Origin of the sequence: Xanthomonas sp. DAR 34887, from assembly GCF_041245805.1 — a bacterium.
Taxonomy (GTDB): Bacteria; Pseudomonadota; Gammaproteobacteria; order Xanthomonadales; family Xanthomonadaceae; genus Xanthomonas_A; species Xanthomonas_A tesorieronis.
Map to the genome: position 1 here is coordinate 3175134 of NZ_CP162490.1, position 25369 is coordinate 3200502.

Annotated in this window: 20 protein-coding genes; 7 read left to right on the top strand and 13 right to left on the bottom strand. The window is 69.3% G+C overall.

Annotated features, from left to right (window positions below; all coding sequences use genetic code 11):
• Positions 1-126: 126 nt before the first annotated feature.
• Together AB3X08_RS13395 and AB3X08_RS13400 are read left to right on the top strand one after the other, a co-directional pair.
• Entirely contained in the window at positions 127-2535 is a 2409-nt protein-coding gene (locus tag AB3X08_RS13395) for a glycosyl hydrolase family 95 catalytic domain-containing protein (RefSeq protein WP_369933128.1), read from the top strand.
• A gap of 192 nt (positions 2536-2727) precedes the next feature.
• On the top strand, positions 2728-3888 hold the full coding sequence (locus tag AB3X08_RS13400) for a sensor domain-containing diguanylate cyclase (RefSeq protein ID WP_369933129.1): 1161 nt from the start codon (positions 2728-2730) through the stop codon (positions 3886-3888).
• A gap of 56 nt (positions 3889-3944) precedes the next feature.
• Here AB3X08_RS13400 and AB3X08_RS13405 read toward each other — a convergent pair whose 3' ends face one another.
• The 12 genes from AB3X08_RS13405 to AB3X08_RS13460 all read right to left on the bottom strand — a co-directional run bounded on the left by AB3X08_RS13405 (position 3945) and on the right by AB3X08_RS13460 (position 16178).
• Positions 3945-5189, bottom strand: coding sequence for a glutamate-5-semialdehyde dehydrogenase (locus AB3X08_RS13405; protein WP_369933130.1), 1245 nt, complete (start codon positions 5187-5189; stop codon positions 3945-3947).
• A 111-nt stretch (positions 5190-5300) separates the two neighbouring features.
• On the bottom strand, positions 5301-6452 hold the full coding sequence (gene proB, locus AB3X08_RS13410; protein ID WP_369933131.1) for a glutamate 5-kinase: 1152 nt from the start codon (positions 6450-6452) through the stop codon (positions 5301-5303).
• 16 nt (positions 6453-6468) lie between these two features.
• The gene (locus AB3X08_RS13415) at positions 6469-6729 is read right to left on the bottom strand and encodes a YciI family protein (protein ID WP_369933133.1); all 261 of its coding nucleotides are present in this window, start codon (positions 6727-6729) and stop codon (positions 6469-6471) included.
• 136 nt (positions 6730-6865) lie between these two features.
• On the bottom strand, positions 6866-8164 hold the full coding sequence (gene argH / locus AB3X08_RS13420; protein WP_369933134.1) for an argininosuccinate lyase: 1299 nt from the start codon (positions 8162-8164) through the stop codon (positions 6866-6868).
• Between the two features lie 85 nt (positions 8165-8249).
• On the bottom strand, positions 8250-9218 hold the full coding sequence (gene argC / locus AB3X08_RS13425) for an N-acetyl-gamma-glutamyl-phosphate reductase (RefSeq protein ID WP_369933136.1): 969 nt from the start codon (positions 9216-9218) through the stop codon (positions 8250-8252).
• Positions 9215-9826, bottom strand: coding sequence for a GNAT family N-acetyltransferase (locus AB3X08_RS13430; protein ID WP_369933137.1), 612 nt, complete (start codon positions 9824-9826; stop codon positions 9215-9217). The genes argC and AB3X08_RS13430 overlap by 4 nt, the downstream gene beginning before the upstream one ends.
• 4 nt (positions 9827-9830) lie before the next feature.
• The gene (locus tag AB3X08_RS13435) at positions 9831-11147 is read right to left on the bottom strand and encodes an acetylglutamate kinase (RefSeq protein WP_369933139.1); all 1317 of its coding nucleotides are present in this window, start codon (positions 11145-11147) and stop codon (positions 9831-9833) included.
• 59 nt (positions 11148-11206) lie between these two features.
• Positions 11207-12304 (bottom strand): acetylornithine deacetylase, encoded by a 1098-nt coding sequence (locus AB3X08_RS13440; RefSeq protein ID WP_369933140.1) that lies wholly within the window; start codon positions 12302-12304, stop codon positions 11207-11209.
• Between the two features lie 6 nt (positions 12305-12310).
• Positions 12311-12763: a GNAT family N-acetyltransferase gene (locus AB3X08_RS13445; RefSeq protein ID WP_369933142.1), complete on the bottom strand. Its 453-nt coding sequence runs from the start codon at positions 12761-12763 to the stop codon at positions 12311-12313.
• A gap of 235 nt (positions 12764-12998) precedes the next feature.
• Positions 12999-14240 (bottom strand): argininosuccinate synthase, encoded by a 1242-nt coding sequence (locus AB3X08_RS13450; protein ID WP_369933143.1) that lies wholly within the window; start codon positions 14238-14240, stop codon positions 12999-13001.
• A 73-nt stretch (positions 14241-14313) separates the two neighbouring features.
• The gene (locus AB3X08_RS13455) at positions 14314-15339 is read right to left on the bottom strand and encodes an N-acetylornithine carbamoyltransferase (protein WP_369933144.1); all 1026 of its coding nucleotides are present in this window, start codon (positions 15337-15339) and stop codon (positions 14314-14316) included.
• A 305-nt stretch (positions 15340-15644) separates the two neighbouring features.
• Positions 15645-16178, bottom strand: coding sequence for a hypothetical protein (locus tag AB3X08_RS13460; protein ID WP_369933145.1), 534 nt, complete (start codon positions 16176-16178; stop codon positions 15645-15647).
• Positions 16179-16588: 410 nt separating this feature from the next.
• Here AB3X08_RS13460 and cysS point away from each other — a divergent pair, with 410 nt between their 5' ends.
• From cysS to AB3X08_RS13475, 3 genes are all read left to right on the top strand, one after another.
• Positions 16589-17998 (top strand): cysteine--tRNA ligase, encoded by a 1410-nt coding sequence (gene cysS / locus AB3X08_RS13465; protein WP_369933146.1) that lies wholly within the window; start codon positions 16589-16591, stop codon positions 17996-17998.
• Between the two features lie 392 nt (positions 17999-18390).
• Positions 18391-18828 carry a SufE family protein gene (locus tag AB3X08_RS13470; protein ID WP_369933147.1) on the top strand — a complete coding sequence of 146 codons (438 nt, stop codon included), beginning with the start codon at positions 18391-18393 and terminating at the stop codon, positions 18826-18828.
• Positions 18825-20075: an MFS transporter gene (locus AB3X08_RS13475; protein ID WP_369933148.1), complete on the top strand. Its 1251-nt coding sequence runs from the start codon at positions 18825-18827 to the stop codon at positions 20073-20075. The genes AB3X08_RS13470 and AB3X08_RS13475 overlap by 4 nt, the downstream gene beginning before the upstream one ends.
• A gap of 25 nt (positions 20076-20100) precedes the next feature.
• Here the strand turns inward: AB3X08_RS13475 and AB3X08_RS13480 are convergent, their stop codons facing one another.
• Positions 20101-21222: an alpha/beta hydrolase gene (locus tag AB3X08_RS13480; protein ID WP_369933149.1), complete on the bottom strand. Its 1122-nt coding sequence runs from the start codon at positions 21220-21222 to the stop codon at positions 20101-20103.
• Positions 21223-21841: 619 nt separating this feature from the next.
• On the opposite strand from AB3X08_RS13480, the gene AB3X08_RS13485 reads away from it, so the two are divergent.
• Both AB3X08_RS13485 and AB3X08_RS13490 read left to right on the top strand, forming a co-directional pair.
• Positions 21842-23116 (top strand): HlyD family efflux transporter periplasmic adaptor subunit, encoded by a 1275-nt coding sequence (locus tag AB3X08_RS13485; RefSeq protein ID WP_369933151.1) that lies wholly within the window; start codon positions 21842-21844, stop codon positions 23114-23116.
• Positions 23113-25308, top strand: coding sequence for a peptidase domain-containing ABC transporter (locus AB3X08_RS13490; RefSeq protein ID WP_369933153.1), 2196 nt, complete (start codon positions 23113-23115; stop codon positions 25306-25308). Before AB3X08_RS13485 ends, AB3X08_RS13490 begins: the two co-directional genes overlap by 4 nt.
• Positions 25309-25369: the final 61 nt, after the last annotated feature.

Genomic DNA, 25369 nt, shown 5'->3' on the forward strand with positions numbered 1-25369 from the left:
GCGCCATCGGCGCAATCGCGCCCGAAACCGCACGCGGCGACTTCCCTGCGGCGCGCGCCGCAGGTACAACGATGCTTCTGCCCATCGCCGCAAGCGCGTGCGGGGCGCTGGCGAGACCCCGACCCGATGAGCGACTCCGAGCACGCGCCTGGCAATGCGGCGCGCCGCGCGTTCCTGAAACAAGGCGGCGCCCTGGCCGCCATGCTGCCGTTGCTGCACCTGCCTGCGTTCGGCCGCACGCTCGCCGCGCCGCAACGCCCGGCCAGCTCGCCGCTGCTGCCGCCGGCGCAGGCGCTGCGGATGCAGTACGCCAATGTGCCCAGCGAGGCCGACGTGTTGCGGCAAGGCCTGCCGATCGGTAACGGCCGGCTCGGCGCCCTGGTCGGCGGCGCGCCCGACCGCGACTTCCTGTACATCTCCGACGCCAGCCTGTGGACCGGCGGCCGCAACGACACGCTCGACGCGCAGGGCCAGTTCCCCTACGAGAAGGACAGCTTCGGCAGCTTCGTGATGCTGGCCAAGCTGTACCTGGAACTGGACGGGCACGCGCCGGCGCAGCTGCGCGACTACGCACGCGAGCTGGACCTGAGCAACGGCTGCGTGCGCGTGCGCTACGCGCTGGGCGCGGCGCAGTTCACCCGCACCGTGTTCGCCAGCCACCCCGACGACGCCATCGTGATCCAGCTCGAGCAGCGCGGTGGCGGCCGCCACAGCGGCCGGCTGCGGCTGCTCAGCGCACACGCCACCGCCGTGCACGGCGCTGCGGGCGGGCAGCTTGGGTTCTCCGGCGCGTTGGCCAACGGCCTGCGCCACGGCGCGCACGTGCAGCTGGTCGCCACCGACGGCAGCGTGGAACTGCAGGGCGATACGCTGCACTTCCGCGACTGCAGTGCGCTGCGCATCGTGGTGTGCGGCGGCAGCAACTATGTGCCCGACCTGGCCAGGAACTACCGCGATCCGGATCTGGATCCGCAGGCGCTGGCCCGCCAGCGCTGCACGGCGGCGGCGCAGCGCGCGCCCGAGACGCTGCTGTACACCCACGTGGCCGACCACCGCGCCCTGTTCGACCGCATGCAGGTGGACCTGGGGCGTTCCAGCCCGGCGCAACGCCAGCTCGCCATCGCGCAGCGGCTGCAGGCGCGCGCCGCAACGGGCACGCCCGATCCGGAACTGGAAGCGCTGTACCTGCAGTTCGGCCGCTACCTGACCATCGCCGCCTCGCGCGACGCGCTGCCGATCAACCTGCAGGGGCTGTGGCTGGAGAACAACGATCCGCCGTGGATGAGCGATTACCACAGCGACGTCAATCTGCAGATGAACTATTGGCTGACCGACGCGGCCGGGCTGGGGCCGTGCTTCGACGCGCTGGCCCGCTACTGCCTGGCGCAGCTGCCGGCGTGGACACAGATCACCCAGGCGCACTTCAACGACCCGCGCAACCGCTTCCGCAACACCTCCGGCAAGGTCGCCGGCTGGGCCGTGGCGTTCTCGACCAATCCGTTCGGCGGCAGCGGCTGGAACTGGCACCCCGGCGGCAACGCCTGGCTGTGCGACAGCCTGTGGCAGCACTACGAATACACCCAGGACCGCGCCTACCTGGCGCGGATCTATCCCTTGCTCAAGGGCGCCTGCGAATTCTGGCAGGCACGGCTGATCGAGCTGGAGGTGCCCGGCGCCGACGGCCAGCCGCACAAGCGCCTGGTCGACGATCACGACTGGTCGCCCGAGCATGGCCCGGAAGACGCGCGCGGCATCGCCTATGCGCAGGAGCTGGCCTGGAACCTGTTCGGGCAATACCGCCAGGCCAGCGCGCTGCTCGATCGCGATGCAGGCTATGCCGCAACCATCGCCGAGCTGCAGCAGCGCCTGTACCTGCCGGACATCAGCCCACGCAGCGGGCAACTGCAGGAATGGATGTCGCCCGACGATCTGGGCGAGGCCCATCACCGCCACCTGTCGCCGCTGATGGGCCTGTATCCCGGCCATCGGCTGCATCCGGACCTGGCGCCACCCGAGCAGGTCGCCGCGGCACGCAAGCTGCTGGACGCGCGCGGCATGCACAGCTTCGGCTGGGCCTGCGCGTGGCGTGCGCTGTGCTGGGCGCGGCTGGGCGAGGCCGAGCGCGCCTATGCGCTGATCGCGACCAACCTCAAGCCGTCGATCGTGCACAGCAACGGCACCGCGCCGAACTTCTTCGACATCTACGACCTCAGCCAGCACGGCGACCCCACCCTGGGCGGCGTGTTCCAGATCGACGCCAACTTCGGCACGCCCACCGCGATGCTGGAAATGCTGCTGTACTCGCGGCCCGGCCATATCGCGCTGCTGCCGGCGCTGCCCAAGGCATGGGCCGAACGCGGCAAGGTCAGCGGGATCGGCGCGCGCGGCGGTTTCGTGGTGGATCTGCAATGGCGCAACGGCAAGGCCACGCGGATCGTGCTGCGCAGCGTCGGCGGGACCGAGACCGAACTGGCCTTCAATGGCCGCACGCAGCGGGTGGCGCTGGCGCCCGGTGCGGCCGTGCGCGTGCTGTAGAGCGCCGGGCGAAACCGTTCGGCGCCGCCCTGTGCGGCGACGCATCGCGTCACAGCGCGGGCGCATGGCGCGGACGACGATGCCGCCATCGCAAGGGCCTGCCCGGCCCGCGCAGGAGCGATGGGGGATAATGGTCGTTTTCGGGTAGGACCCCCTGGCGGCAACCGCGCCGGCACGGTTCTTGTTGTCGCCATGATCGATGTCCCCACGCTGCTCGGCTCCACCACCGTGGTGCTGCTGTGCATGACGCTGCTGCTTCTGGTCGTGCGCCCGCGCGCGGGCAAGCGGCTGTGGTTCGCGATGCCGTTCCTGGCAGGCGCCTGCGGCTGCGGCTTGCTGATCCAGCCGCAAGCGTTTCCCGACAGGCTCGGCCTGCAACTGGGGGCGTTCTGCATCGCCCTCGCCTATGCGTTCGGCTGGCAGGCGATACGGGCGTTCTACGAGCGCCCGCCGCGCTGGGGCTGGCTGCTGTTGCCCGCGCTGCTGTGGCTGTGCCTGACGATCGCCGTGTTCGGCCCATTGGGCTGGACCACCGCGAACGCGAGCATGCGCGTCGGGCTGGCCTGTCTCTACAGCGCGCTGCCGGCGCTGGAACTGTGGCGCCGGCGCAAGGGCGGGCTTCCTTCCGCCGGCGTGCTCGCGATCGTGTTCTGGGTCGCAGCGGCCCTGTCGGCGCTGGCCATGGTGTTCGCGCATTGGCTGCCGCAGCCCTTGGGCGCCGCACCTGCCCAGACCTGGGCGGTGGTCTTCTACAACGTCAGGATCCTGCTGCACGTGCTGCTGGCGAGCGCGCTGCTGGTGGCGATGCACAAGGAGCGCGACGCGCTGCGCTATTACGACGACTCGGTGCGCGATCCGATGACCGGCGTCTACAACCGCCGGTTCTTCCAGCAGCGTTCCGACCAATGGCGCGACAGCGGAACGCGGCAGCGCTCGGTGCTGTTCTTCGACATCGACCACTTCAAGCGCATCAACGACCGCCATGGCCACAGGCTTGGTGACGCGGTCATCGTGCTGGCCGCGCAGGTCGCGCAACGCAGCCTGCGCAAGGGCGACTGGATCTTCCGCTTCGGCGGCGAAGAGTTCGTCTGCGTGCTGCCGGACACCGACCTGCGGCAGGCCAACGCGATGGCCGAGCGGCTGCGCCTGGCGTTCATGGCCGCGGCCCGGGAAGTGGAAGGACGCCGCGTCGACGCCACCATCAGCATCGGCGTGGCGACCTCGGTCGGCGGCGTGCCGCAGGTCGACGCGCTGGTCGCCGAAGCCGACCGCATGCTGTACCGGGCCAAGACCGCAGGCCGCAATCGCGCGGCGTCGAGCATCGACGATGATCCGCCGCGCGGCGCACCCTAGCGCGTGCCGTCAGCGGCGCAACGCGAAGCGCAACGCCGCAACATCGCGGCACACGCTCAGTGCCGCACCTGGCCCTCGCCGCGCACCACGAAGCGCTCCACGGTCAGCGCTTCCAGGCCCATCGGGCCATAGGCATGCAGGCGCGTGGTGGAGATGCCGATCTCCGCGCCCAGGCCCAGTTCGCCGCCGTCGGAGAAGCGCGACGACGCGTTGACCATGACCACCGCCGCGCGCAGCGCCTGCACGAACGCCTCGGCGTTGGCCGCATCGGCCGTGGCGATGACTTCGGTGTGGTCCGAGCCGTAGCGGCGGATGTGCGCGATCGCCGCGTCCAGATCCGGCACCACGCGGATCGCCAGGATCAGGTCGAGGAACTCGGCGGCGTAGTCGGCATCGCTGGCCGCAGCGATGTCCGGCAGCAAGGCGCGGCTGGCGTCGTCGCCGCGCAGGGCGACGCCACGCTGCTGCAGCGCCTGCGCCGCCAGCGGCAGGAAGCGCGCGGCGATATCGGCGTGCACCAGCAGCGTTTCCAGCGAATTGCACGCGGCCGGGCGCGTGGTCTTGCCGTCCACCAGCAGCTTCACCGCAAGATCCAGGTCCGCCGACGCGTCCACGAACAGGTGGCAGACGCCCTTGTAGTGCTTGATCACCGGCACCCGCGCGTGCTCGGCGACGAAACGGATCAGGCCCTCGCCGCCGCGCGGGATCGCCAGGTCGACGATGTCGTTGAGCTGCAGCAGTTCCAGCATGGTCTCGCGGCGCAGGTCTTCGACCAGGGTCAGCGCGTCCTCGCCGATCCCGGCCTCGCGCAACGCGCGCCGCAGCGCGGTGGCGATGGCGGTATTGGAATGGATCGCCTCCGAACCGCCGCGCAGGATCACCCCGTTGCCGGCCTTGATGCACAGCGCCGCGGCATCGGCGGTGACGTTCGGCCGCGCCTCGTAGATCATCGCGATCACGCCCAGCGGCACCCGCACCTTCTGCACGCGGATGCCGTTCGGGCGCACATCGTCGCGGGTCACCTGGCCGACCGGATCGGGCAGCGCCGCCACCTCGCGCAGCGCCGCGGCGACGCCAGCCAGACGCTTGCCGTCCAGCGCCAGCCGGTCGAGCATCGCGCTGCCGACGTCCCTGGCCCGCGCCGCCTCCAGATCGCGCGCATTGGCGGCGAGGATCGCCTCCGCATCCGCTTCCAGCGCCGCCGCCATCGCCTCCAGCAAGGCCTGCTTGGCCGCCGAGGACAACTGCGCCAACGCCTGCGCGGCATCGCGGCATTGCAGGGCTTGGGTTTTGATGGTCATTGGAGAGCCGGGATTGGGAATTCGGGATTGGGGATTCGCAAAAGCAGGGCACCGGTCGCCGGGAACACTCGGGATCGAAACGAATCCCCAATTTCGAATCCCGAATCCCGGCTACACCAGCACCAAATCATCGCGATGGATCACGTTCTCGCCGTAGTTGTACCCCAGGATCGCTTCGATGTCGCGCGAGTGGCGGCGGGCGATGCGGCGCACGTCGGCGGCCGAGTACTGGCTGACGCCGCGCGCCAGGCAGCGTTCGCCGGCGGCGTCGCGCAGGCGCACCTCGACCATGTCGCCGCGGCGGAAATCGCCTTCGGCGCCGGCCACGCCGCCCGGCAGCAGCGAGGCGCCCTTGTCGGCCAGCGCGGCGGCGGCGCCGGCATCGACCAGGATCGCGCCGGGTTCGACCGGCACCTGGCGCAGCCAGTACTTGCGTGCGGCGAGGCGGGTGCGTGCCGGATGGATGCGGGTGCCGCGCAGGCGGTCCTGCGCCAGGCCGCGCACCACCTCGGCGCTGCGGCCGTTGAACAGATAGGTCTCGATGCCGGCGGCGCCGGCCTTGGCCGCGGCTTCCAGCTTGGTGCGCATGCCGCCGGTGCCGACGCTGCTGGCGCTGCCGCCAGCCATCGCCAGCACCGCCGCGGTCAGCTCGGGCACGTCGTCCAGCGGCTGCGCCTGCGGATCGCTGCGCGGATCGGCGGTGTACAGACCGTCGATGTCGGTGGCGATGAACAGCGCGTCGGCATCGACCAGCGCGGCCACGATCGCAGCCAGGTTGTCGTTGTCGCCGAGCTTGAGTTCGTCCACCGACACGGTGTCGTTCTCGTTGACCACCGGCAGCGCGCCCAGCCGCAGCAGCTCGCCCAGGGTGGCGCGCGCGTTGAGGTAGCGGCGACGGTTGCGCAGGTCGTCGTGGGTCAGCAGCACCTGCGCCACCGGGCGCTCGAAGAAGCGCTGCCACAGCGCGATCAGCTGCGCCTGGCCGAGCGCGGCCAGCGCCTGCCGCGCGGCGATGGCCGCGCCGGCCTCGGCGGCGCGCGGCAGGATCGCGCGGCCGGCGGCGACCGCACCGGACGACACGATCACCAGTTCGCGCCCGGCCGCCAGGTTGGCCGAGACGAACTGCGCCAGCCCCAGCGCGTAGCGCGGCGACAGCCCACCACCGCCATCGGCGGCGAGCAGGCTGCTGCCGACCTTGAGCACCGCGCGCCGCCACGGTGGCAGGCGCTGTTCGGCGAACGGCGATGGCGTCTGTGTGGTCATCGGATCAGCGCGTGCTTCATTCGTGCATGTTCCATTCGTACACGGTGAGGTCGGAGCAGCCCTGGATCGCCAGCGGATCGGCGGCGACGATCGCCTGCGCCTGCGCCAGGTCGTCCACGCCCTGCAGCAGGTAGGCGCCGCCGCTGCGGTCGCTGAAGCCGCCGGTCAGCGCCAGCAGGCCGCGTGCGCGCAGGTCGTCGAGGAAGGCCAGGTGCGGGGCGACCACGCTCTCGTCGAAGTTGGGTCTGCGCATCGCCAGGACCAGGTAGTGCTTCATCGTGCGGTGTTCCTTCTGCAATCGGTTTGGATGTTCGGCATCGCAGCACACCGTGGCGAGCGCTTTTTTGCAGGAGGGGCTTCGGCCCCGACGCGTTACCGGTAAAGCGTCGGGGCTGAAGCCCCTCCTACAGGGATCAAGCGGCCAGCGCGTGCCAACGCGCCTGCAATTCGGCCAGGCGCAGATCGGCTGCGGCGCCGGGCGAGACCCGCGCTGCGAGGCTGCCTTCCGGCGTGCGCCCCTGCCCTGCGCTGTCCGACGCCGCCGCGGCGGCCTGGTAGGCCTCGCGGAACGGCACGCCGGCCAGCGCCGCCTCCACCGCGACGTCGGTGGCGTACATGCCCGAGTCGATCGCCGCGCGCAGCCTGTCGTCGCGCCACTCCAGGTTGGCCAGCAGCGCCGGCAACAGCTCCAGCGCGGCCAGGCCGCGGCCGAAGCCGTGGAAGATCGCACCCTTGCTGCTCTGCAGGTCGCGGTGGTAGCCGGACGGCAGCGACAGCAACTGCTCGATCTCGGTGCGCGCCGCGGCCACGCTGGCGTGGGTGGCGCGCATCAGTTCGATCACGTCCGGGTTGCGCTTGTTGGGCATGATCGAACTGCCGGTGGTGTACTGCGCCGGCAAGGCGACGAAACCGAACTCGCCGCTGGTGAACAGCGACAGGTCCCAGGCCAGCCGGCGCAGGTCCAGGGTGGCGCTGCCCAGCGCTTCCAGCGCGGCCATCTCGAACTTGCCGCGCGAGAGCTGCGCGTAGATCGGGCTGATCTGCATGCGCGCGAAGCCGAGCGCGGCGGTGGTGTGTTCGCGGTCGAGCTTGAGGTTGACGCCGTAGCCGGCGGCAGTGCCGAGCGGATTGGCGTCGACCAGGCGCAGCGTGTCCTGGGCGCGGATCGCATCGTCGATGAAGGCCTCGGCCCAGCCCGCCCACCACATTCCCGCCGAGGACACCACGGCGCGCTGGATGTGCGTGTAGCCCGGCAACGGCAATGCCTGCTCGGCCTGCGCGCGGTCCAGCGCGACCTTGGCGATCTCGCGGCTCAGCTGCGCCAGCTGCGTCAGTCGTTCCTTCAGCCACAGCCGGGTGGCCACCAGGATCTGGTCGTTGCGGCTGCGTCCGGTGTGGATCTTGCGCCCGGCATCGCCCAGGCGCTCGGTGAGCCGCGCCTCGATCGCCGAATGGCCGTCTTCGAAGCGCTCGTCGAGCACGAACGCGCCGCTGCGGAAATCCTCGGCCAGGACCGCCAGTTCGCGCTGCAGCCCGGCCAGTTCGTCGGCCGACAGGATGCCGATGCGCTGCAGGCCTTCGGCGTGCGCGCCGCTGGCGGCGATGTCGTGCAGGAAGAACTCGCGGTCCAGGATCACGTCGTCGCCGGCCAGGAACGCCTGGATCTTGGCGTCGACGGCGACGCCGGGTTTTTGCCAGAGGAGATTGGTCATTTTGGTGGGAATGGGGAATGGGGAATGGGGAATCGGAAAGCGCCGCGCTGCAGCGCGCGGGAGTGCCGCACTGGCGCAGGGTGCATCACTGTGGCGCGTCCATCACCGGAATCGACGTCAGTTCGTCCAGGCCCAGCGCCAGATTGAGATTTTGCATCGCCTGGGTCGCCGCGCCCTTGAGCAGGTTGTCCAGGGTCGCCACCACCACCAGGCGCTTGTTGCCCGGCGCCAGGGTGAAGCCGCCGATCTGCACGCCGTGCTTGCCGGCGATGCGGCTGACCCACGGCGCTTCGTCGAGCACCTCGATCAGCGGCTCGCCGGCGTAACGCTTGCGGTAGCGGCGCTGGATCGTGTCCAGCGTCAGCGGTTGCTGCAGCCACAGGTTCACGGTCATGGTGATGCCGCGGAAATGCGGCGCCACGTGCGGCATGAACTCCACCGGCACGCCCAGTTGCGTGGACACTTCGCGCTCGTGCATGTGGTCGGTCAGCGCGTACGGCATCAGGTTGTCGCGCAGCAGCTCGGGGTTGTTCTTGTCCGACGGCGTGGTGCCGGCGCCGGAATAGCCGGACACGCCGAAGCACTGCGGCGGGCCGGCCAGCTGGTCGAGCAGCGGCGCGATCGCCAGCTGCATCGCGGTGGCGTAGCAGCCGGGATTGCTGATCCGTTTCTGCCCGGCGTAGCGGTCGCGGGTCAGTTCCGGCAGGCCGTAGTACCAACCCGGATCGAAGCGGTAGTCGGCAGACAGATCGACCACGACGGTCTCGGCCGCCGCCGCGTCCAGCGCGGCCACGTAAGGCGCGGCCTTGCCGTTGGGCAGCGCCAGCACCACCGCATCGGCATGCTTGGCCGCCACCGCGTCGGCGTCCAGATTCTCGTAGCGCAAGTCGCCGCGGTAATCGGCGCTATGCTCGGCCACGCGCTGGCCGGCCAGCTCGCGCGAGGACACGAAGGCCAGGTGCAGCTGCGGATGCGCGGCGACCAGCTTGATCAGTTCGGCGCCGGTGTGGCCGCGCGCGCCGACGATGCCGACGCCATAAATCTTGGAAGTCATGTATGCGAGTCCAGGCGGAACTGCAGGTGGCGTTTCACCCCGGCCCATTCCGTATCGATGATGGAGAACACCACGGTATCGCGCGGCGTGCCGTCGGCGTGGCGCTTGTGGTTGCGCAGCACGCCGTCCTGCTTGGCGCCGAGCCGGGCGATGGCCGCGCGCGAGGTGTGGTTGAACCAGCTGGTTTCGAAGCCGACGCTGATGCACTGCAGGGTCTCGAACGCGTACTGCAGCAGCATGCGCTTGACCTCGGTATTGACCCCGCTGCGCTGCACCCGCGGCGCGTACCAGGTGTAGCCGATCAGCAGCGTCGGCACCTCGGCGTCCAGGCCGTAGAAACGGGTGCTGCCGACGATCGCGCCAGCCGCATCGCGCACCGCGAACGGCAGCACGCGGCCCTGCGCCTGCGCGTCCAGCGCCGCGCCCACGTACGCATCGACCTGGTCCGGCGCCGGCACGCTGGTGTACCACAGCCGCTCCAGGCCGCTGCCGTGCAGCGCCGCGCGCAGGCCGTCGGCATGCGCAGGCCGCAAGGGTTCCAGCAAGGCGTGCCGGCCCTGCAGGGTCGGCACGGCGCGCCACAGCGCAGGCAGCAGTTCCAGGCTCATCGCGCTAGCCCAGCAGGGTCGGCGTGCGGGTGGCGCAATGCGCCACGCAGTGCTGGATCTGCTCGAAGCTCTCCAACCCGTACCAGAACACCTTCCACTTCTCCTGCTTGAAGCAGCCGTCGGATTCGGCGTAGTAGAAGATGTTGACCTGGTTGTTGTGGCGCGAGCGCCAGAACAGCTGCGGGGTCTCCTCGCGCATCACGTTCCACACCGCGCGGCCCAGGCCTTCGCCCTGCGCGTCGTCGAGCACCGCGAACTTGTCCAGGTAGGTGTAGCCGTCCTCGTCGGTCAGGATCACCGCGGCGCGGTAGTTCTCGCTCACGTAGGCGCGCAGCAGCCGGGTCTTGTCGAAATAGTCGGGCACCAGGGCGCGGCCGAAGCTGGATTCGATCAGCGACGTCAGCCGCTGCGTGTCCAGCTCGCTCCACGCGGTGGCGCGCAACACCTTCTCACCGCGCCGCACCAGCGTGCCCGAGCCCTTGTGGGTGAACAGCTCCTTGGCCAGGTCGGCCGGGCGCGTGATCGATACCGACGATTCCAGCGGCAGGCGGTCCAGCAGATCCTTGATCTGCTCGATCTTCACCTTCATGCCGCCATGGATCCATGGCTGCGCGATCAGGTGGTCGTACTCGGTGGACAGGTTGATCGAATCGATCACCCTGCCCTGCTCGTCGAGCAGCCCGCCGGTGCCGGTGAGGAAGATGATCTTGTACGGCTGCAGTTCCTGCACCAGTTCGTTGGCGGCGAAATCGGCGTTGATGTTGAGGATCTGCCCGCTCGGGGTTTCGCCCAGGCTGGTGATCACCGGGATCGAGCCGGCCTGCAGGCTGGCCTCGATCGGCGCCAGGTTCACCGCCTTGACCTCGCCGACCAGGCCGTAGGTGTCGCGATCCAGGTACTGCGCCTCGAACACGCCGCCGGTGATCGAGGTGGCGCGCGCGCCGTTCTGCTGCAGCGCTTCGACCAGCTTGAGGTTGGAGGCCTGGAACACCTTGCGCACGATCGCCAGCGCTTCCGGCGAGGTCACCCGCAGGCCGTTGACGGTCTGCTTCTCGATGCCGGCGGCCGACAGCTCCGCATCCAGCTGCGGGCCGGCGCCGTGCAGCACGATCGGGGTCAACCCGACTTCCTGCAGGAACGACAGCGAGGACGTCAGCGCCTCCAGATCGTCGCGCAGCACCGCGCCGCCGACCTTGACCACGGCGAAGCGCTTGGCGTCGAGCTGCGAAAAGCGCTTGAGGTACTGGCTGATCTCCTTGGCGCTGGCCATGCTCGAGAGCAGGCGGACGATGGTCTGGCGGGTTTGCTTGTTGGCGTGCATGGCGGTGATGGCGGTTCCGTGATCCGGGATGAAAGGGCCGTGGCCCCGGCGGCGCGCGCTCAGCGCACGCCGTTGATGATGCGGTGCACCGAGGTCGCGTAGCGCTGCAACTGCTGCAGCGTCACGAACTCGTCGGCGGTGTGCGCCTGGGCGATGTCGCCCGGGCCGTAGACCAGCGCGGTGTAGCCGCCGGCCGAGAACAGCGAGGCCTCGGTCCAGAAATCCACCGCGTTGCCGATCGGCAGATCCAGCGCATCGGCGACGTCGCGCGCGGCCAGGCGCTTGTCCTCGGCATGGGCGATGTTCCCGGACGGCAGGCTCGGCCCGCGGAAGGTTTCCTCGAAGTGCGCGGCGGCCGGATCGGCGAAGCCGGCAAAGGTCGCCAGCAACGCGTCCACATCCATCGACGGCAGCGGGCGGAAGCCGAAACGCAGCTCGGCGGCCGGCGCGATCATGTTGGCCTTGATCCCGCCCTCGACCCGGCCGATGTTGAAGCGCAGCCCGGTCAGGCCGCCGAAGCGCGCGTGCGCCAGCGACTCCACATGATCCAGCGCCTTGCCGCCCCAGCGCATCGCCTGATGCAGCGCGCTGGCCGACGGATCCTGCTTGCCCGACGCATGCCCGGCACGTCCGGCGAAGCGCATCAGCACCGAACTGATGCCGCGATGCGCCAGCACCGCCTCGCTCATCGTCGGCTCGGCCACCAGCACCGCCTCGTAGGGAATGCCCCGCTCCAGGAACGCGGCGATGCAACGCGGATCGTTGGCTTCCTCGTCGCTGGAGAACAGGAACGCGGCATCGCCGTCGCCGGCATTGGCCGCCGCGACCAGCGCCGCGGCCGCGCCCTTGATGTCGCACACGCCCAGACCGATCACGCGGTCTTCGGTACGCCGCATCGCGTGCGGGTCGGCGCTCCAGTGCGGCGAATCCGGCACCGTGTCCAGGTGCACGTTGAACAGGTACTTCGGCGTGCCGCGCACCGCGTACAGGCTGACCGCGCCGGCGCCGTGATCGATCACCTCGACCCGGAATCCCGACAGCTGCGCACGCAGATAGTCGAAGATGCCGCCGGTGCCGATCGCGCGCGGCGGATTGCGGGTGTCGAAGGACACCAGCTGCTGCAGGTGCGCGAGAGTGGGTTCGAGCAGATCGGTCATGGCGGGTCAGGCAGCCGGGATGCTGGTGCGGTAAAGATCGGGATGGGCGATTTCCATCAGCGACTGCGGTCGCGCTGGCGCGGCGAAGCCGTGCCGGGCGTACAGCGCATGCGCATCGGAGGTGGCGAGCATGAAGCGACGCAGGCCCTGCAGCTGCGGATGCGCCATGATCGCGGCGACCAGCTGCTTGCCGTAGCCGCGGCCGCGATACGCGTCGAGCACGAACACATCGGCCAGGTAGGCGAAGGTCGCGCCGTCGGAGATCGCCCGCGCGAACGCCACCTGCCCTGCGCCCTCGACATAGCCGCCGAAGCACAGCGAGCCGGCGATCGCCCGCCGCACCGTGTCCAGCGGGATGCCCAGGCACCAATAGGCCTGCTCGCTGAGGAAGCGATGGATCAACGGCAGATCCAGTTCCTGCTTGTCGGTGCTGATGCGCAGTGCGTGCATGGGTTCCATCACGGCAATTCCTTCTCCCACCGGGAGAAGGTGCCCCCGAAGGGGGCGGATGAGGGTACGGGCGAAGCCTCGCGAAAATCGATATTGCAGTGGGCAGATGAGGGTACGGGGCGAAGCCTGGTGAATCGAATCGTCCGAGCGGGTGAAGGAGACGAAGCTCGCGTGGCGAAACAGTGCGAGGCTTCGCACGTACCCTCACCCCAACCCCTCTCCCGGTGGGAGAGGGGCTTTTTGCTCAGCGGTTGACTTGCGCGTACAGCGTCGAGCTCATGCCGAACAGCTTGATGAAGCCCTCGGCCTCGGCCACGCCCCAGTCCGCCGACTGCGCGTAGGTCGCGCCCTTGGCGTTGAGCAGGTGCGGCGACTTCACCGCCACCGCGTCGACGCGGCCGCCGCGGGTCTCCAGCGTGACTTCGCCGTTGACCTTGGCCTGCGAGGAATTCAGGAACGCCTCCAGGTCGGTCTTCAACGGATCGTGGTAGAAGCCTTCGTAGACCAGCTCCACCCACTTGCGCGCCACTTCCGGCTTGAAACGGTTCTGCTGCTTGGTCAGCACCGCGTCCTCCAGCGCGCGGTGCGCGGCCAGCAGCGAAATCAGGCCCGGCGCTTCGAACACGATGCGGCCCTTCAGCCCGATCACGGTGTCGCCGGTGTACATGCCGCGGCCCACGCCGTACGGGGCGAACAGCTTGTTGAGCTTGGCCAGCAGCTTGGCGCCTTCCAGCGGCTTGCCGTCCACCGCCACCGCTTCGCCGTGCTCGAACTTCAAGGTCACCGTCAATGGCTCGATCGGCCAGGCGCTGCGCGGCGCGCACCAGCCGCGGGTGCCCTCGCCCGGCGCTTCCCAGCGGTCGATCTCGCCGCCGGACATGGTCACGCCGAGCAGGTTCTCGTTGATCGTGTAGGCCTTCTGCTTGGCGCGCACGCCGAAGCCGCGCTCTTCCAGATACTTCTGCTCGTAGGCGCGGGTCTGGGTGTGCTCCTTCTGGATCTCGCGGATCGGCGCCACGATCTCATAGTCGCCCAGCGCCTTGACCGCCAGGTCGAACCGCACCTGGTCGTTGCCCATGCCGGTGCAGCCGTGCGCGATGATCTTGGTGCCCAACTCGTCGGCGCGCTTGAGCGCGGCATCGACGATCAGGTAGCGGTCGGATACCAGCAACGGGTACTGGCCCTGGTAGCCCTCACCGGCCCACACGAACGGCTTGACGAAGCCGTTCCAGATCGCCGGGCCGCCATCGACGGTGACGTGGCTGGCCGCGCCCAGCTCGGCGGCGCGCTTCTCGATGAACTCGCGCTCCTCGTCGTCCACCCCGCCGGTGTCGGCGAACACCGTGTGCACGGCGTAACCCTTGGCCTGCAGATACGGAATGCAGAAGCTGGTGTCCAGGCCGCCGGAGAAGGCCAGGACGATGTCCTTGGTGCCGGGAGTCGGGATTGGGGATTCAGGATTCGTGGAAGCGGTTTGCTGCGACATGGGGGAATCTCTCTGCGGTTGACTAAATTAGGTGCGGGAAGGGATGTCGCCGTTGCGAATCCCCAATCCCGAATCACGAATCCCGGCGGCCCTGGCCCACCAGGGCCGCCATGATCGCCTTCTGCACATGCAGCCGGTTCTCGGCCTCGTCGATGGCGATGCAGTTCGGCGAATCCATCACCGCGTCGGTGGCCTTGACGTTGCGGCGCAGCGGCAGGCAGTGCGAGAACACGCCGTTGTTGGTCAACGCCATCTTGCGCTCGTCGACGATGAAGTGCTGGTACTGGTCGCGGATCGGCTTTTCCGGACCCCAGTTGCCGAAGAACGGCAGCGCGCCCCAGCTCTTGGCGTAGACCACGTCGGCACCGGCGTAGGCGCTGTCGATGTCGTGGCTGACCTGCAGCGAGCCGCCGCTTTCGGCCACGTTCTGCGCCGCCCAGTCCATGTAGCGCTGGTCCAGCACGTAGTCCGGGGTCGGGCACAGCAGGGTCACGTCCATCCCCAAGCGGGTGGCGATGGTCAGCGCCGAATTGGCCACCGCGGTGTTCAGCGGCTTGGGATGGTAGGTCCAGGTCAGCACGTACTTCTTGCCGCGCAGGTCCTGGGTGCCGAAATGCTCCTGCAGCGCCAGCGCGTGCGCCAGCTCCTGGCATGGGTGGGTGATGGTCTCCATGTTGATCACCGGCACCGGCGAATACCTGGCGAAGCTCTTCAGCACCAGGTCCTCGCGGTCCTTGGACCAGTCCACGAACTTCGGGAACGCGCGTACCCCGATCAGGTCGACGTAGCGGCCCAGCACCCGCGCCACCTCGGCGATGTGCTCCTCGGTGTCGCCGTCCATCACCGTGCCCAGGTCGAACTCGATCGGCCACGCGTCCTTGCCCGGCTGCAGCACCACCGCATGCCCGCCCAGCTGGAACGCGCCCAGCTCGAAGCTGGTGCGGGTGCGCATCGACGGATTGAAGAACACCAGCGCGATCGACTTGCCCTTCAGCTCGCTGCCCAGCTTGTTGCGCTTGAACAGCGCGGCCTGGGTCAGCAGCGCGTCCAGCTCGACCCGGCTCCAGTCCTGGGTGTTCAAGAAGTGCTTCAGAGACATCGGTCCATCCTTTGCTGCGTGGAGCCACCGCGGTGGTGGCGTGCGCGGGACGCGCGGTAGTCGGTTCTTTACAGGTGAAACCTTTCCGGGGTATGAAAACGAAAAAACCCAGCCTCGGGCTGGGTTTTTCAGAACGAACAGCACAGCGCTCCGGTTACCCAGCCAGAATGTGGGATTCCGGTCGGCGCGCGCGCGACGTCATGCCCGAAGCCATGCGTGCGGCGCTGAGATCGTGCTGGGGCAGGTTCGCTTTCATCGGCGCGCATCCTCGCACGCGCACGCCGCAGGCGCAAGCGCGCGCGCGCTCATCGCGGCGGCACCACGACCGCGTCGGGCACGTATGGCGCCACCGACACGCGGATGCGCAGCCGGTTGCCCGGATCCTCCGGCAGCCGCGAGCGGTACTTGGTGCCCTTGTAGACATAGTCCACGTCGTAGGCGATCGGACGCCGGAACTCGCGGCCGACCTCGACGGTGCGGCAGTTGCGCCCGCTCGACGCCGGCGCCGGCGCGGCGGCGGCCGGCGCTGGCGCCTCCTCGTGGCGGCGGCTGAAGATGTCCTTGACCGAATCCATCAGCCGGTTGAGCCGGCTGTCGTCCTCCGGCTTGGCCGGCGCCGGCGCCGGTGTCGAGGCCGGCGCCTGCACCGGGTCGCATTGTTGTTCGGTGCGGGTGGCGCGCAGGGTCTGGTAGACCGGCTCCACGTTCAGCACCTGCGCGTAGTCGAGCTTGACGTTCTCGATCACCACCACGCGGTTGCGCGTCTCGCTGTCCTGCGCCCAGGCCGGCGCGGCGCATGCGAACAGGCCGACCAGCGGCAACAACAGGTACGGACGCATCGGCACCAGGCTTAGAAGGACAGATCGATCAGTGTAGGCATCCCAGCTTGCGTCGGGCTGAACGCGGGCCTACGGCCCGATGGCTTGTCCCGGCTTGGGGTGGACAGGCCACTACCGCGCGGCATGTCGCACCGATTTTGTGCGTGCGCGGCAAGGAACAGCGAGGAAACCGACACGCGTCCACGGCCGGCGACGACGCGGCCGCTGGCGCGCGCAACCGCGGTCCTGCGGGTTGCGCCTGGCAGGCTGCCAACCGGTGAGGCGCGACTGGACCTGACCGCGCCGGTCAGGCGCTGCACCACGTACCTGCAACTGACAGCCTGGCGGACACGCCGCGGCTTCCCCGGAATGGATGAGACGCCCTGGGCCGCTGCCGGTAGAATCGCAAGGCTTCCCCACGCCCGATGCCGATGAGCCTGCGCCTGCACAACAACCTGACCCGCCGGGTCGATGCCTTCGAACCGCTCGATCCGCTCGCCGGTCCCACGCTGTATGTCTGCGGCCCCACCGTCTACAACTACGCGCACATCGGCAACGCGCGCGGCCCGGTGGTGTTCGACGTGCTGGCCGCACTGCTGCGGCGCCGCTACGGCGCGCTGCGCTACGCGCGCAACATCACCGACGTGGACGACAAGATCAACGCCGCCGCGCAGGCGCAGGGCGTGCCGATCGCCACCATCACCGACCGCTTCGCCGCCATCTACCGGCAGGACATGGCCGCGCTGGGCGTGCAGCCGCCGGACCTGGAGCCGGAAGCCACCGCGCACATCCCGCAGATCGTGGCGATGATCGAGCGGCTGATCGGCAGCGGCCATGCCTATGCCGCCGAGGGCCACGTGCTGTTCGCGGTAGGCAGTTTCCCCGGCTACGGCAAACTGTCGCGGCGCGACCCGGAGGAAATGCTGGCCGGCGCCCGCGTCGAGGTGGCGCCGTACAAGCGCGACGCGGGCGACTTCGTGCTGTGGAAGCCGTCCAGCGACGACCTGCCGGGCTGGGATTCGCCGTGGGGCCGCGGCCGCCCCGGCTGGCACATCGAATGCTCGGCGATGGCCGCCGCGCATCTGGGACCGACCATCGACATCCATGCCGGCGGCGTGGACCTGCAGTTCCCGCACCACGAGAACGAGATCGCGCAGAGCGAGTGCGCCCACGGCGGCGCCACCTTTGCCCGGTTCTGGCTGCACAACGGCATGCTCAACTTCAGCGGCGCGAAGATGAGCAAGTCGCTGGGCAACATCGAGACCGTACACGACCTGATCGCCCGGCATCCGCCGGAAGCGCTGCGCTATGCGTTGTTGAGCGCGCACTACCGGCAGCCGCTGGATTGGTCCGAAGCGTTGATCGAGCAGTGCAAGAACACCCTGGACCGGCTGTACGGCACCTTGCGTGCGCTGGACGCGGTCCAGGCCACCGCATCGATTCCGCAGGCGATCGAGGCCGCGCTGGAAGACGATCTCAACACGCCGCAGGCGCTGGCCGAAGTGGCGCGGATCGCGACCGTGGCGCGGCAGTTGCTCGCGCCGGCCGGCGGTCCCGACGCAGTGCGCGACGCGCAACTGCAAGCGCAGTTACAGCAGGTGAAGGCCGACCTGCTCGGTGCCGGTCTGGCGCTGGGCCTGCTGCAGCAGACGCCCGAGGCCTGGTTCAACCGCGGCGTCGGCGACGGCGACGATGCGCGCATCCAGGCGCTGATCGACGAACGCAGCACCGCCAAGAAGAACCGCGACTTCGCCCGCGCCGACGCGATCCGCCAGGCGCTGGCCGACGAAGGCATTGTGCTGGAGGACACACCGCAGGGCGTACGCTGGAAGCGGGGCTGAGCTATTCCTTCTCCCGTCGGGAGAAGGTGCCCCGAAGGGGCGGATGAGGGTACGGCAGCGCCACTGGCATCGATGTTTCGCGAGGCTGCGCCCGTACCCTCACCCCAGCCCCTCTCCCGGGGGAAAGGGGCTTTAGCGCTTGATCTTGGATTGCGATGACCGATACCGATTTCCCGCTCGAACATGGCGCAAGGCATGCCGAAACGCACCTGAGCCCTCCCTTCTCCCGCCGGGAGAAGGTGCCCCGAAGGGGCGGATGAGGGTACGGCAGCGCCGGGAAGACGACGGGTGTAGCGACTGCCGTCGAATTTTCGCGAGGCTGCGCCCGTACCCTCACCCCAAACCCCTCTCCCGCAGGGAGAGGGGCTTTACCGCTTGATTCTGGATTTCCGATGACCGATACCGATTTCCCGCTCGAACCCACGCCCGCCGAGGCCCAGGCTGCCATCGCCGAGGAATTCGGCTTCTTCGGCGACTGGTCCGAGCGCTACCAGTACCTGATCGACCTGGGCCGCAAGCTGCCTGCGTTTCCCGAGGAATGGAAGACCGAGCAGCATCGCCTGCACGGCTGCCAGTCGATGGTGTGGATCGTGCCCGAGGGCGACGCGCAGCGGCTGGTGTTCCATGCGATCAGCGACTCGGCGATCGTCTCCGGCCTGATCTACCTGGCGCTGCGGGTCTACTCCGGGCGCAGCGCCGCGGACATCCTGGCCACCGCACCGGACTTCGTCGCCGCGATCGGCCTGGGCAAGCACCTGTCGCCGACCCGCAGCAACGGCCTGGCCGCGATCCTGGCGTTCATCCAGGACAGCGCGCGCGCGCAGGCATGAGCGCCCCGCTGCCCTCGCCCGCCCAGAGCCTGCGCACGCTGCTGGCGCACCCCGGCTTTGCGCTGGTGCTGGCCTACCGCATCTGCACGATGCTGTCCTACCAGATCGTTGCGGTCACGGTCGGTTGGCACATCTACGAGATCACCCGCGATCCGTTCTCGCTGGGCCTGATCGGGCTGGCCGAGATCGTGCCGTTCTTCTGCATCGCGCCGTTCGCCGGCTACCTGGTCGATCACCTGCCGCGGCGGCGGCTGGGCATGCTCGCCAGCCTGGGCCTGATTTCGACCGCGGCGGTGCTGACCGCGCTGACCCTCGGCTGGCTGCCGATGCGCGGCGTGTGGCCGATCTACGCGGCGATCGCGCTGACCGGTGCGGCGCGGGCGTTCCTGTCGCCGGTGTACAACGCGCTGTTCGCGCGCGTGCTGCCGCGCGAGGCCTATGCACGCGGTGCCAGCATCGGCAGCGTGGTGTTCCAGACCGGCATGGTGATCGGGCCGGCGCTGGGCGGGGTGCTGGTCGGTTGGGGTGGCAAGGGCCTGTCCTATGGCGTGGCCATGGCGGTGGCCTGCGTGGCGATGCTGGCGCTGTTCCTGTTGCGCGTCACCGAGCCGATCAACGACGGCCCGCGTGCGCCGATCTTCCGCAGCATCGCCGAAGGCGCGCAGTTCGTGTTCTCCAACCAGATCATGCTCGGCGCGATGGCGCTGGACATGTTCTCGGTGCTGCTCGGCGGCGCGGTGTCGATGCTGCCGGCCTTCATCCACGACATCCTGCATTACGGCCCCGAAGGCCTGGGCATCCTGCGCGGCGCGCCGGCGCTGGGCTCGGTACTGGTCGGGCTGTGGCTGGCGCGGCGCCCGCTGCAGCGCAACGCCGGCCGCATCCTGCTGCTGGCGGTGGCCGGTTTCGGCCTGTGCACCATCGCCTTCGGGCTGTCGCGGCATTTCTGGCTGTCGGCGGCGATCCTGCTGGTCTACGGCATGTGCGACGGGGTGTCGGTGATCGTGCGTTCGACCATCCTGCAGCTGGCGACACCGGACGCGATGCGCGGCCGCGTGTCTTCGATCAACGGCATCTTCATCGGTTCGTCGAACGAGCTGGGCGCGTTCTACGACGGCGTCATGGCGCGCCTGGTCGGCCTGGTGCCGGCGGTGGTGATCGGTGGCTGCGTCACCCTGGGCGTGGTCGCGACCACCGCCTGGAAAGCGCCGAAACTGCGCAAGCTGGACCTGCGCGAACTGCAGTGACGATCCGATTGCCGCCGCGCCGCGCTCAGTGCGCCGCGGCGGCGTCCAGGCGTGCGTCGGCGTCCCACGCCGCCGCGCAGTCGGGCACGTTCGCCGGCTGGATCAGCCCGCCCTTGCCGGCCAGGAACCGGCAGGTCGCCGCGAACACCGCCGGCACCGCCCTGGAACGGATCGGCGACGCCAGCACGTGGTTGCCGGCGCCGGGAAAATCCACCGCCTGGCGCAGCGCCGGCGGCGTGCCCAGTTGCGCGAACATCGCCTGCATCGCCGCCACCGAGACCGTCGCGTCCTGATGCTGTGCGTCGCGATAGTAGTAGCCGAGGAACACCGGCACGTGGATCCGCGCATAGGTCGCCGGCCGCATGCCGCCACGGGTCAACGCGGCCAGCGCACGATAACCGTCGACATGGGTGGCGTCGGCCCAGTAGCCGCTATCGACCGGGTAGCGCATGACCGGATCGCCGCCGTTGCGCGACCACAGCAGCAGCTGCGCGCCCCACGGCCACAGCATCGGCTGCAGCTGCTCGCCGTGCTCGCGCACCAGCGGCGACCACAGCACCAGGGCCTGCACCTGCTGCGGATGCGCGGCCACGGTCTGCAGCGCCAGCGCGCCGCCCATCGAATTGCCGATCACCACCACTCGCCGGCCCAGCACGCGCGCCGCCGCCAAGGCCTCGGCGGCGCCGCCGAGCAGGCGCGGCGCATCGACACCGCGCAAGGCGTCGGCGGCGACCAGCCCATGCCCCGGCAACCGCGGCAGATACAGATTGCAGCCGAAGCTGCGCGCCAGGCGTCGATGGGTCGGTGCGCCCTCGCCCTGGCTGGCGGTGAAACCGTGCAGATAGACCATGGCGCAATCGCGGCGCCCGGGATGCGCCGGGTCGGCCCAGACGATGCGCGCCTGGTTGTCCGCACGCAGGCCGGCAGTGGCGCGTTCGCGTGCGTCGAGCCAGGCCTGCAGCCTAAGCGGATCCTGCGGCACCGCCGGCAACGCGACCTGCGGCAGTTGCGGGCTGACCCGCGGGCCCAAGGCCAGCACCGCCAGCAGCACTAGCAGGAGCACCAGCGGCCAGCGCGCATAACGCCAGACGCGGGACCTGCCTTTGCGCGGCGGCGTCGCCGCGACGGGCACCGACGCAGCGGTCATGCGCGCATGTCCATGTCCTGCCGCGGATGACACCGCACCCGCGGCGACCGCAGCGGCGCGACATGCGTAGCGTCCTCGGCGCCAGCGGCCCCTATCCCGCACGTCGCGGGCACGTGCACGACCAAGACGACCGCGAACTGCGGCGGGCAGGAAAGGCGAGTGACGAGCATCGACAGGCGGCGGTAGCGTGGCCGTCCGCCACGCGGCCAGTTTGCTGCTGCGGCATGACAGGTACGTTTAAGTGCAGGCGCCGCCCGGCATCTGCGGTGGGATGCGACGGCGCAAGCGCGTCCTTTTCGGCCCGCGCCTGCGCCACTGCAGGCAGGCCCGACGCATTTGTCTACAAGACGCGCGGCGCCGCTTGCGTCCGTCCGCCCGCGCTGCAGCAACGTCGATTTTCTTGGCCTCGCAACGGCGAAAGACGCTCGCCGTCTCACTCGTTCGCAGCACGCGGCGCATGCGCGCGCCAGCGCCGGATCGCAGCGCCGCGATGCCGAAAGGTTCGCGAAAGCCATGCCTGGAACCGTTGCGCCCGGACCAGCAGCAGGGTCCTCGATGGAACGCCAGGTTGGCCGCCTGCCGCATTTTTTCGTGCGAAGTTCATACGGAAAGAACTGAAATGGAAGGTTCGCTTTTTTGCAGCGAAGTGCTGGAAGCACCCAGCCAGGCATGGTTGGGAACGGTGCGGTTGGCCACGCCGGTTTCGACCCAGGCATGGACGGTGGCCGCGCTGCTCATCGGCGCCTCGATCCTCGCCTGGCTGTTCGCCGGCCACTACACGCAGCGCGTGCACGTCACCGGCCTGCTGGTGCCGCGCGCCGGCTTGATCAGCCTGACCGCAAACAGCGTCGGCGTGGTCGAGCGCGTCGCCGCCGCGGAAGGCGATCGCGTCGTCGCCGGGCAGATCCTGGTGTCCTTGTCGGGCGAACACACCAGCAAGGCGCTGGGCAATACCGCGGCCGGCGTCAGTGCGCAGCTGCAGCGGCAGGCGGGCAGCCTGCGCCAGGACATCGGCGATGCGCTCACCCTGCGCGACAGGCAGGCCGAGGACAACCGCACCCAGCAAACCCTGCTGAAGGATCAGCTGGCGCAGATCGACGCGCAGATCGCGATCGAGAAGAAACAGATGGCGCTGGTCCAGGACCTGGTGAACAAGTGGTCCGGGCTGGTGGCCGGCGGCTATATTCCTGCGCTGCAGGTCGAGCAGGAAAAATCGGCGCTGCTCGCCGACGAATCGCAATTGCGCTCGCTGCAGCAGCAGCGCGCCGGCACGCGCCAGCAACTAAGCGCGCTCGACGACCAGCTGACCCAGTTGCCGCTGGCGGTCTCGGCCAAGCTCAACGAACTGCGCCGGCAATTGGCGCAGGTCGAACAGGCGCTGGCGCAGAACGAAGCGACCCGCGCCAGCGAACTGCGCGCGCCGGCCAGCGGCATCGTGTCCTCGCTGCTGGTGAAGCCCGGCGCGTCGGTGTCGCTCGGGCAGCCGCTGCTCGCCATCGTGCCCGACGGTTCGCGGCTGCAGGCGCAGCTGCTGGTGCCCAGCCAGGCGGTCGGCTTCGTGCATCCGGGCGTGGATGTCACCCTGCACTATCAGGCCTTCCCCTATCAGAAATTCGGCCTGCAGCACGGTGTGGTGCGCAGCGTCTCGCGCAGCGCGCTGATGCCCGGCGAGGTGACGCTGCTGCTCGGCGGCGGCGCGCCGCCATCGACCGACTCGCTGTACCTGGCGCACGTGGATCTGGCCAACCAGAACGTCCAGGCCTATGGACAGCAGCAGCCGTTGCGCCCAGGCATGGCGCTGGAGGCGGACATGCTGCTGGACCGGCGCCGCATCGTCGAATGGATCTTCGAGCCGCTGTATGGCATGGGGCATCGCTGGAGCAGCGGTTCGTGAGTCGCCACGCCGAAGACCGCAGCGCGAACGGCGCCGGCCTGCATGCCGCGCGCGCGCAGGGCCTGCCGCCGCTGCGCTTCTGGCGCGCACGTAGCCTGCCGAACGTGCTGCAGTCCGAAGCGGCCGAATGCGGACTCGCCTGCCTGGCGATGATCGCCGGCTACCACGGCCACCACACCGACCTGGCCGCGCTGCGCCGGCGCTTCACCCTGTCGCTGAAAGGCATGACCGCCCGGCGCCTGATCGAGGTCGCGCATGCGCTGGGGCTGCAATCGCGGCCGCTGCGGCTGGAGATGGAAGAACTCGGCCAGTTGCAGACGCCGTGCGTGCTGCATTGGGACCTCGATCATTTCGTGGTGCTGCACCAGGTCGGCAGGAACAAGGTCACCCTGCACGATCCGGCGGTGGGCGTACGCAGCCTGCCGCTGGCGGACGTCGCCCGGCATTTCACCGGCGTCGCCATCGAGTTTTCGAAAGGCCCCACCTTCCAGCGCCAACGCGAGGCGCCGCCGGTCTCGCTGCGTTCGCTGGCCGGCTCGGTCCGCGGCCTGGGCCGCGGGCTCGCGCAGATCTTCGGCCTGGCGCTGGTACTGGAACTGTTCGCCCTGCTCGCGCCGTTGTTCATGCAGCTGGTGGTGGACCAGGTCATCGCCGACGGCGATCACGACCTGCTGACCTTCCTCGGGCTCAGCTTCGCCTTGCTGATCGTGCTGGAGACGCTGGTCTCGGCGTTGCGCAGCTGGACCGTGATGTGGCTCAGCACCCACTTCAACCTGGGCTGGACCGGCAACGTGTTTCAGCACCTGATGCGGCTGCCGCATTCCTACTTCGGCGCGCGCCACCTCGGCGACATCGTGTCGCGCTTCGGCGCGATCGACGCGATCCAGCAGACCTTGACCACGCGCTTCGTCGAGATCCTGCTCGACGGCCTGATGGCCAGCATCACCCTGGTCGTGCTGTTCGTCTACAGTCCGCTGCTGTCGGCCATCGTGCTGGGCGCAGTGGCCCTGTATGCCGGCCTGCGGCTGCTGTATTTCCGCATCTACCGCGAAGCCAACCTCAGCCAGATCACGGTGACCGCGAAACAGCACAGCCGTTTCCTGGAAGCGGTGCGCGGGGTGCAGACGATCCGCCTGCACAACCAGGAAGCCGAGCAGACCGGGCGCTACCTCAACGCCGCGGCCGACACGCTCAATACCTCGATCGCGGTGCAGCGCCTGGACATGCTGTTCACCGCGCTGCAGGGTCTGGCCACCGGCGCACAGCGGCTGGGCGTGCTGTGGCTGGGCGCGTGGCTTGGCCTGAAGGGCCAGTTCACCGTCGGCATGCTGACCGCGTTCGTCGCCTATGGCGACCAGTTCAGCAGCCGCGTCGCCAGCCTCATCGATTACGCGATCGAACTGCGCATGCTGCGCCTGCAGGCCGAGCGCCTGGCCGACATCGTGCTGACCGCGCCGGAAGCCTACGCCAGCAGCGAGCACGTCGGCCCGCTGCCGGAACCGGGCGTGGCGTTCAACAAGGTCGGTTTCCGCTATGCCGAAGGCGAGCCATGGATCCTGCGCGATTGCAGCTTCGAGGTGCGGCCGGGCGAATCGGTGGCCATCGTCGGGCCGTCCGGCTGCGGCAAGAGCACCTTGATCCGGCTGCTGCTGGGCCTGCTCGATCCGCAGCAGGGAACGATCGAGATCGGCGGCATCGACCTGCGCCGGCTCGGCAAGTCGCGCTACCGTTCGATGACCGCCAGCGTCATGCAGGACGATCACCTGTTCACCGGTTCGATCGCCGAAAACATCAGCCTGTTCGATGCCCTGGCCACGCCGCAGGACATCGAGGACGCGGCGCGCCTTGCCGGCGTGCACGACGACATCGTGGCGATGCCGATGGGCTATCACAGCCTGGTCGGCGACATGGGCTCCTCCCTTTCCGGTGGACAGCAGCAGCGCCTGTTCCTGGCCCGCGCGCTGTATCGGCGCCCGCAGATCCTGGTGCTGGACGAAGCCACCAGCCATCTGGACGTGGCCATGGAACGTCGGCTCAACAAGGCCATCAAGGCGCTGAACATCACCCGCATCGTGATCGCGCACCGGCCTGAAACCATCGCGCATGCGGACCGCGTCATCGAGTTGCACGAAGGCGCGGTTCGCCTGCGCCAGCCATCGGGGCATGCGGTCCCCGTTCCGAGCACGTCCTGAGCCCGCGCCTGCGCACCATCGCCGTCCGCTGCAGCGTCCACCACGTTCACCCGGTCTTTCC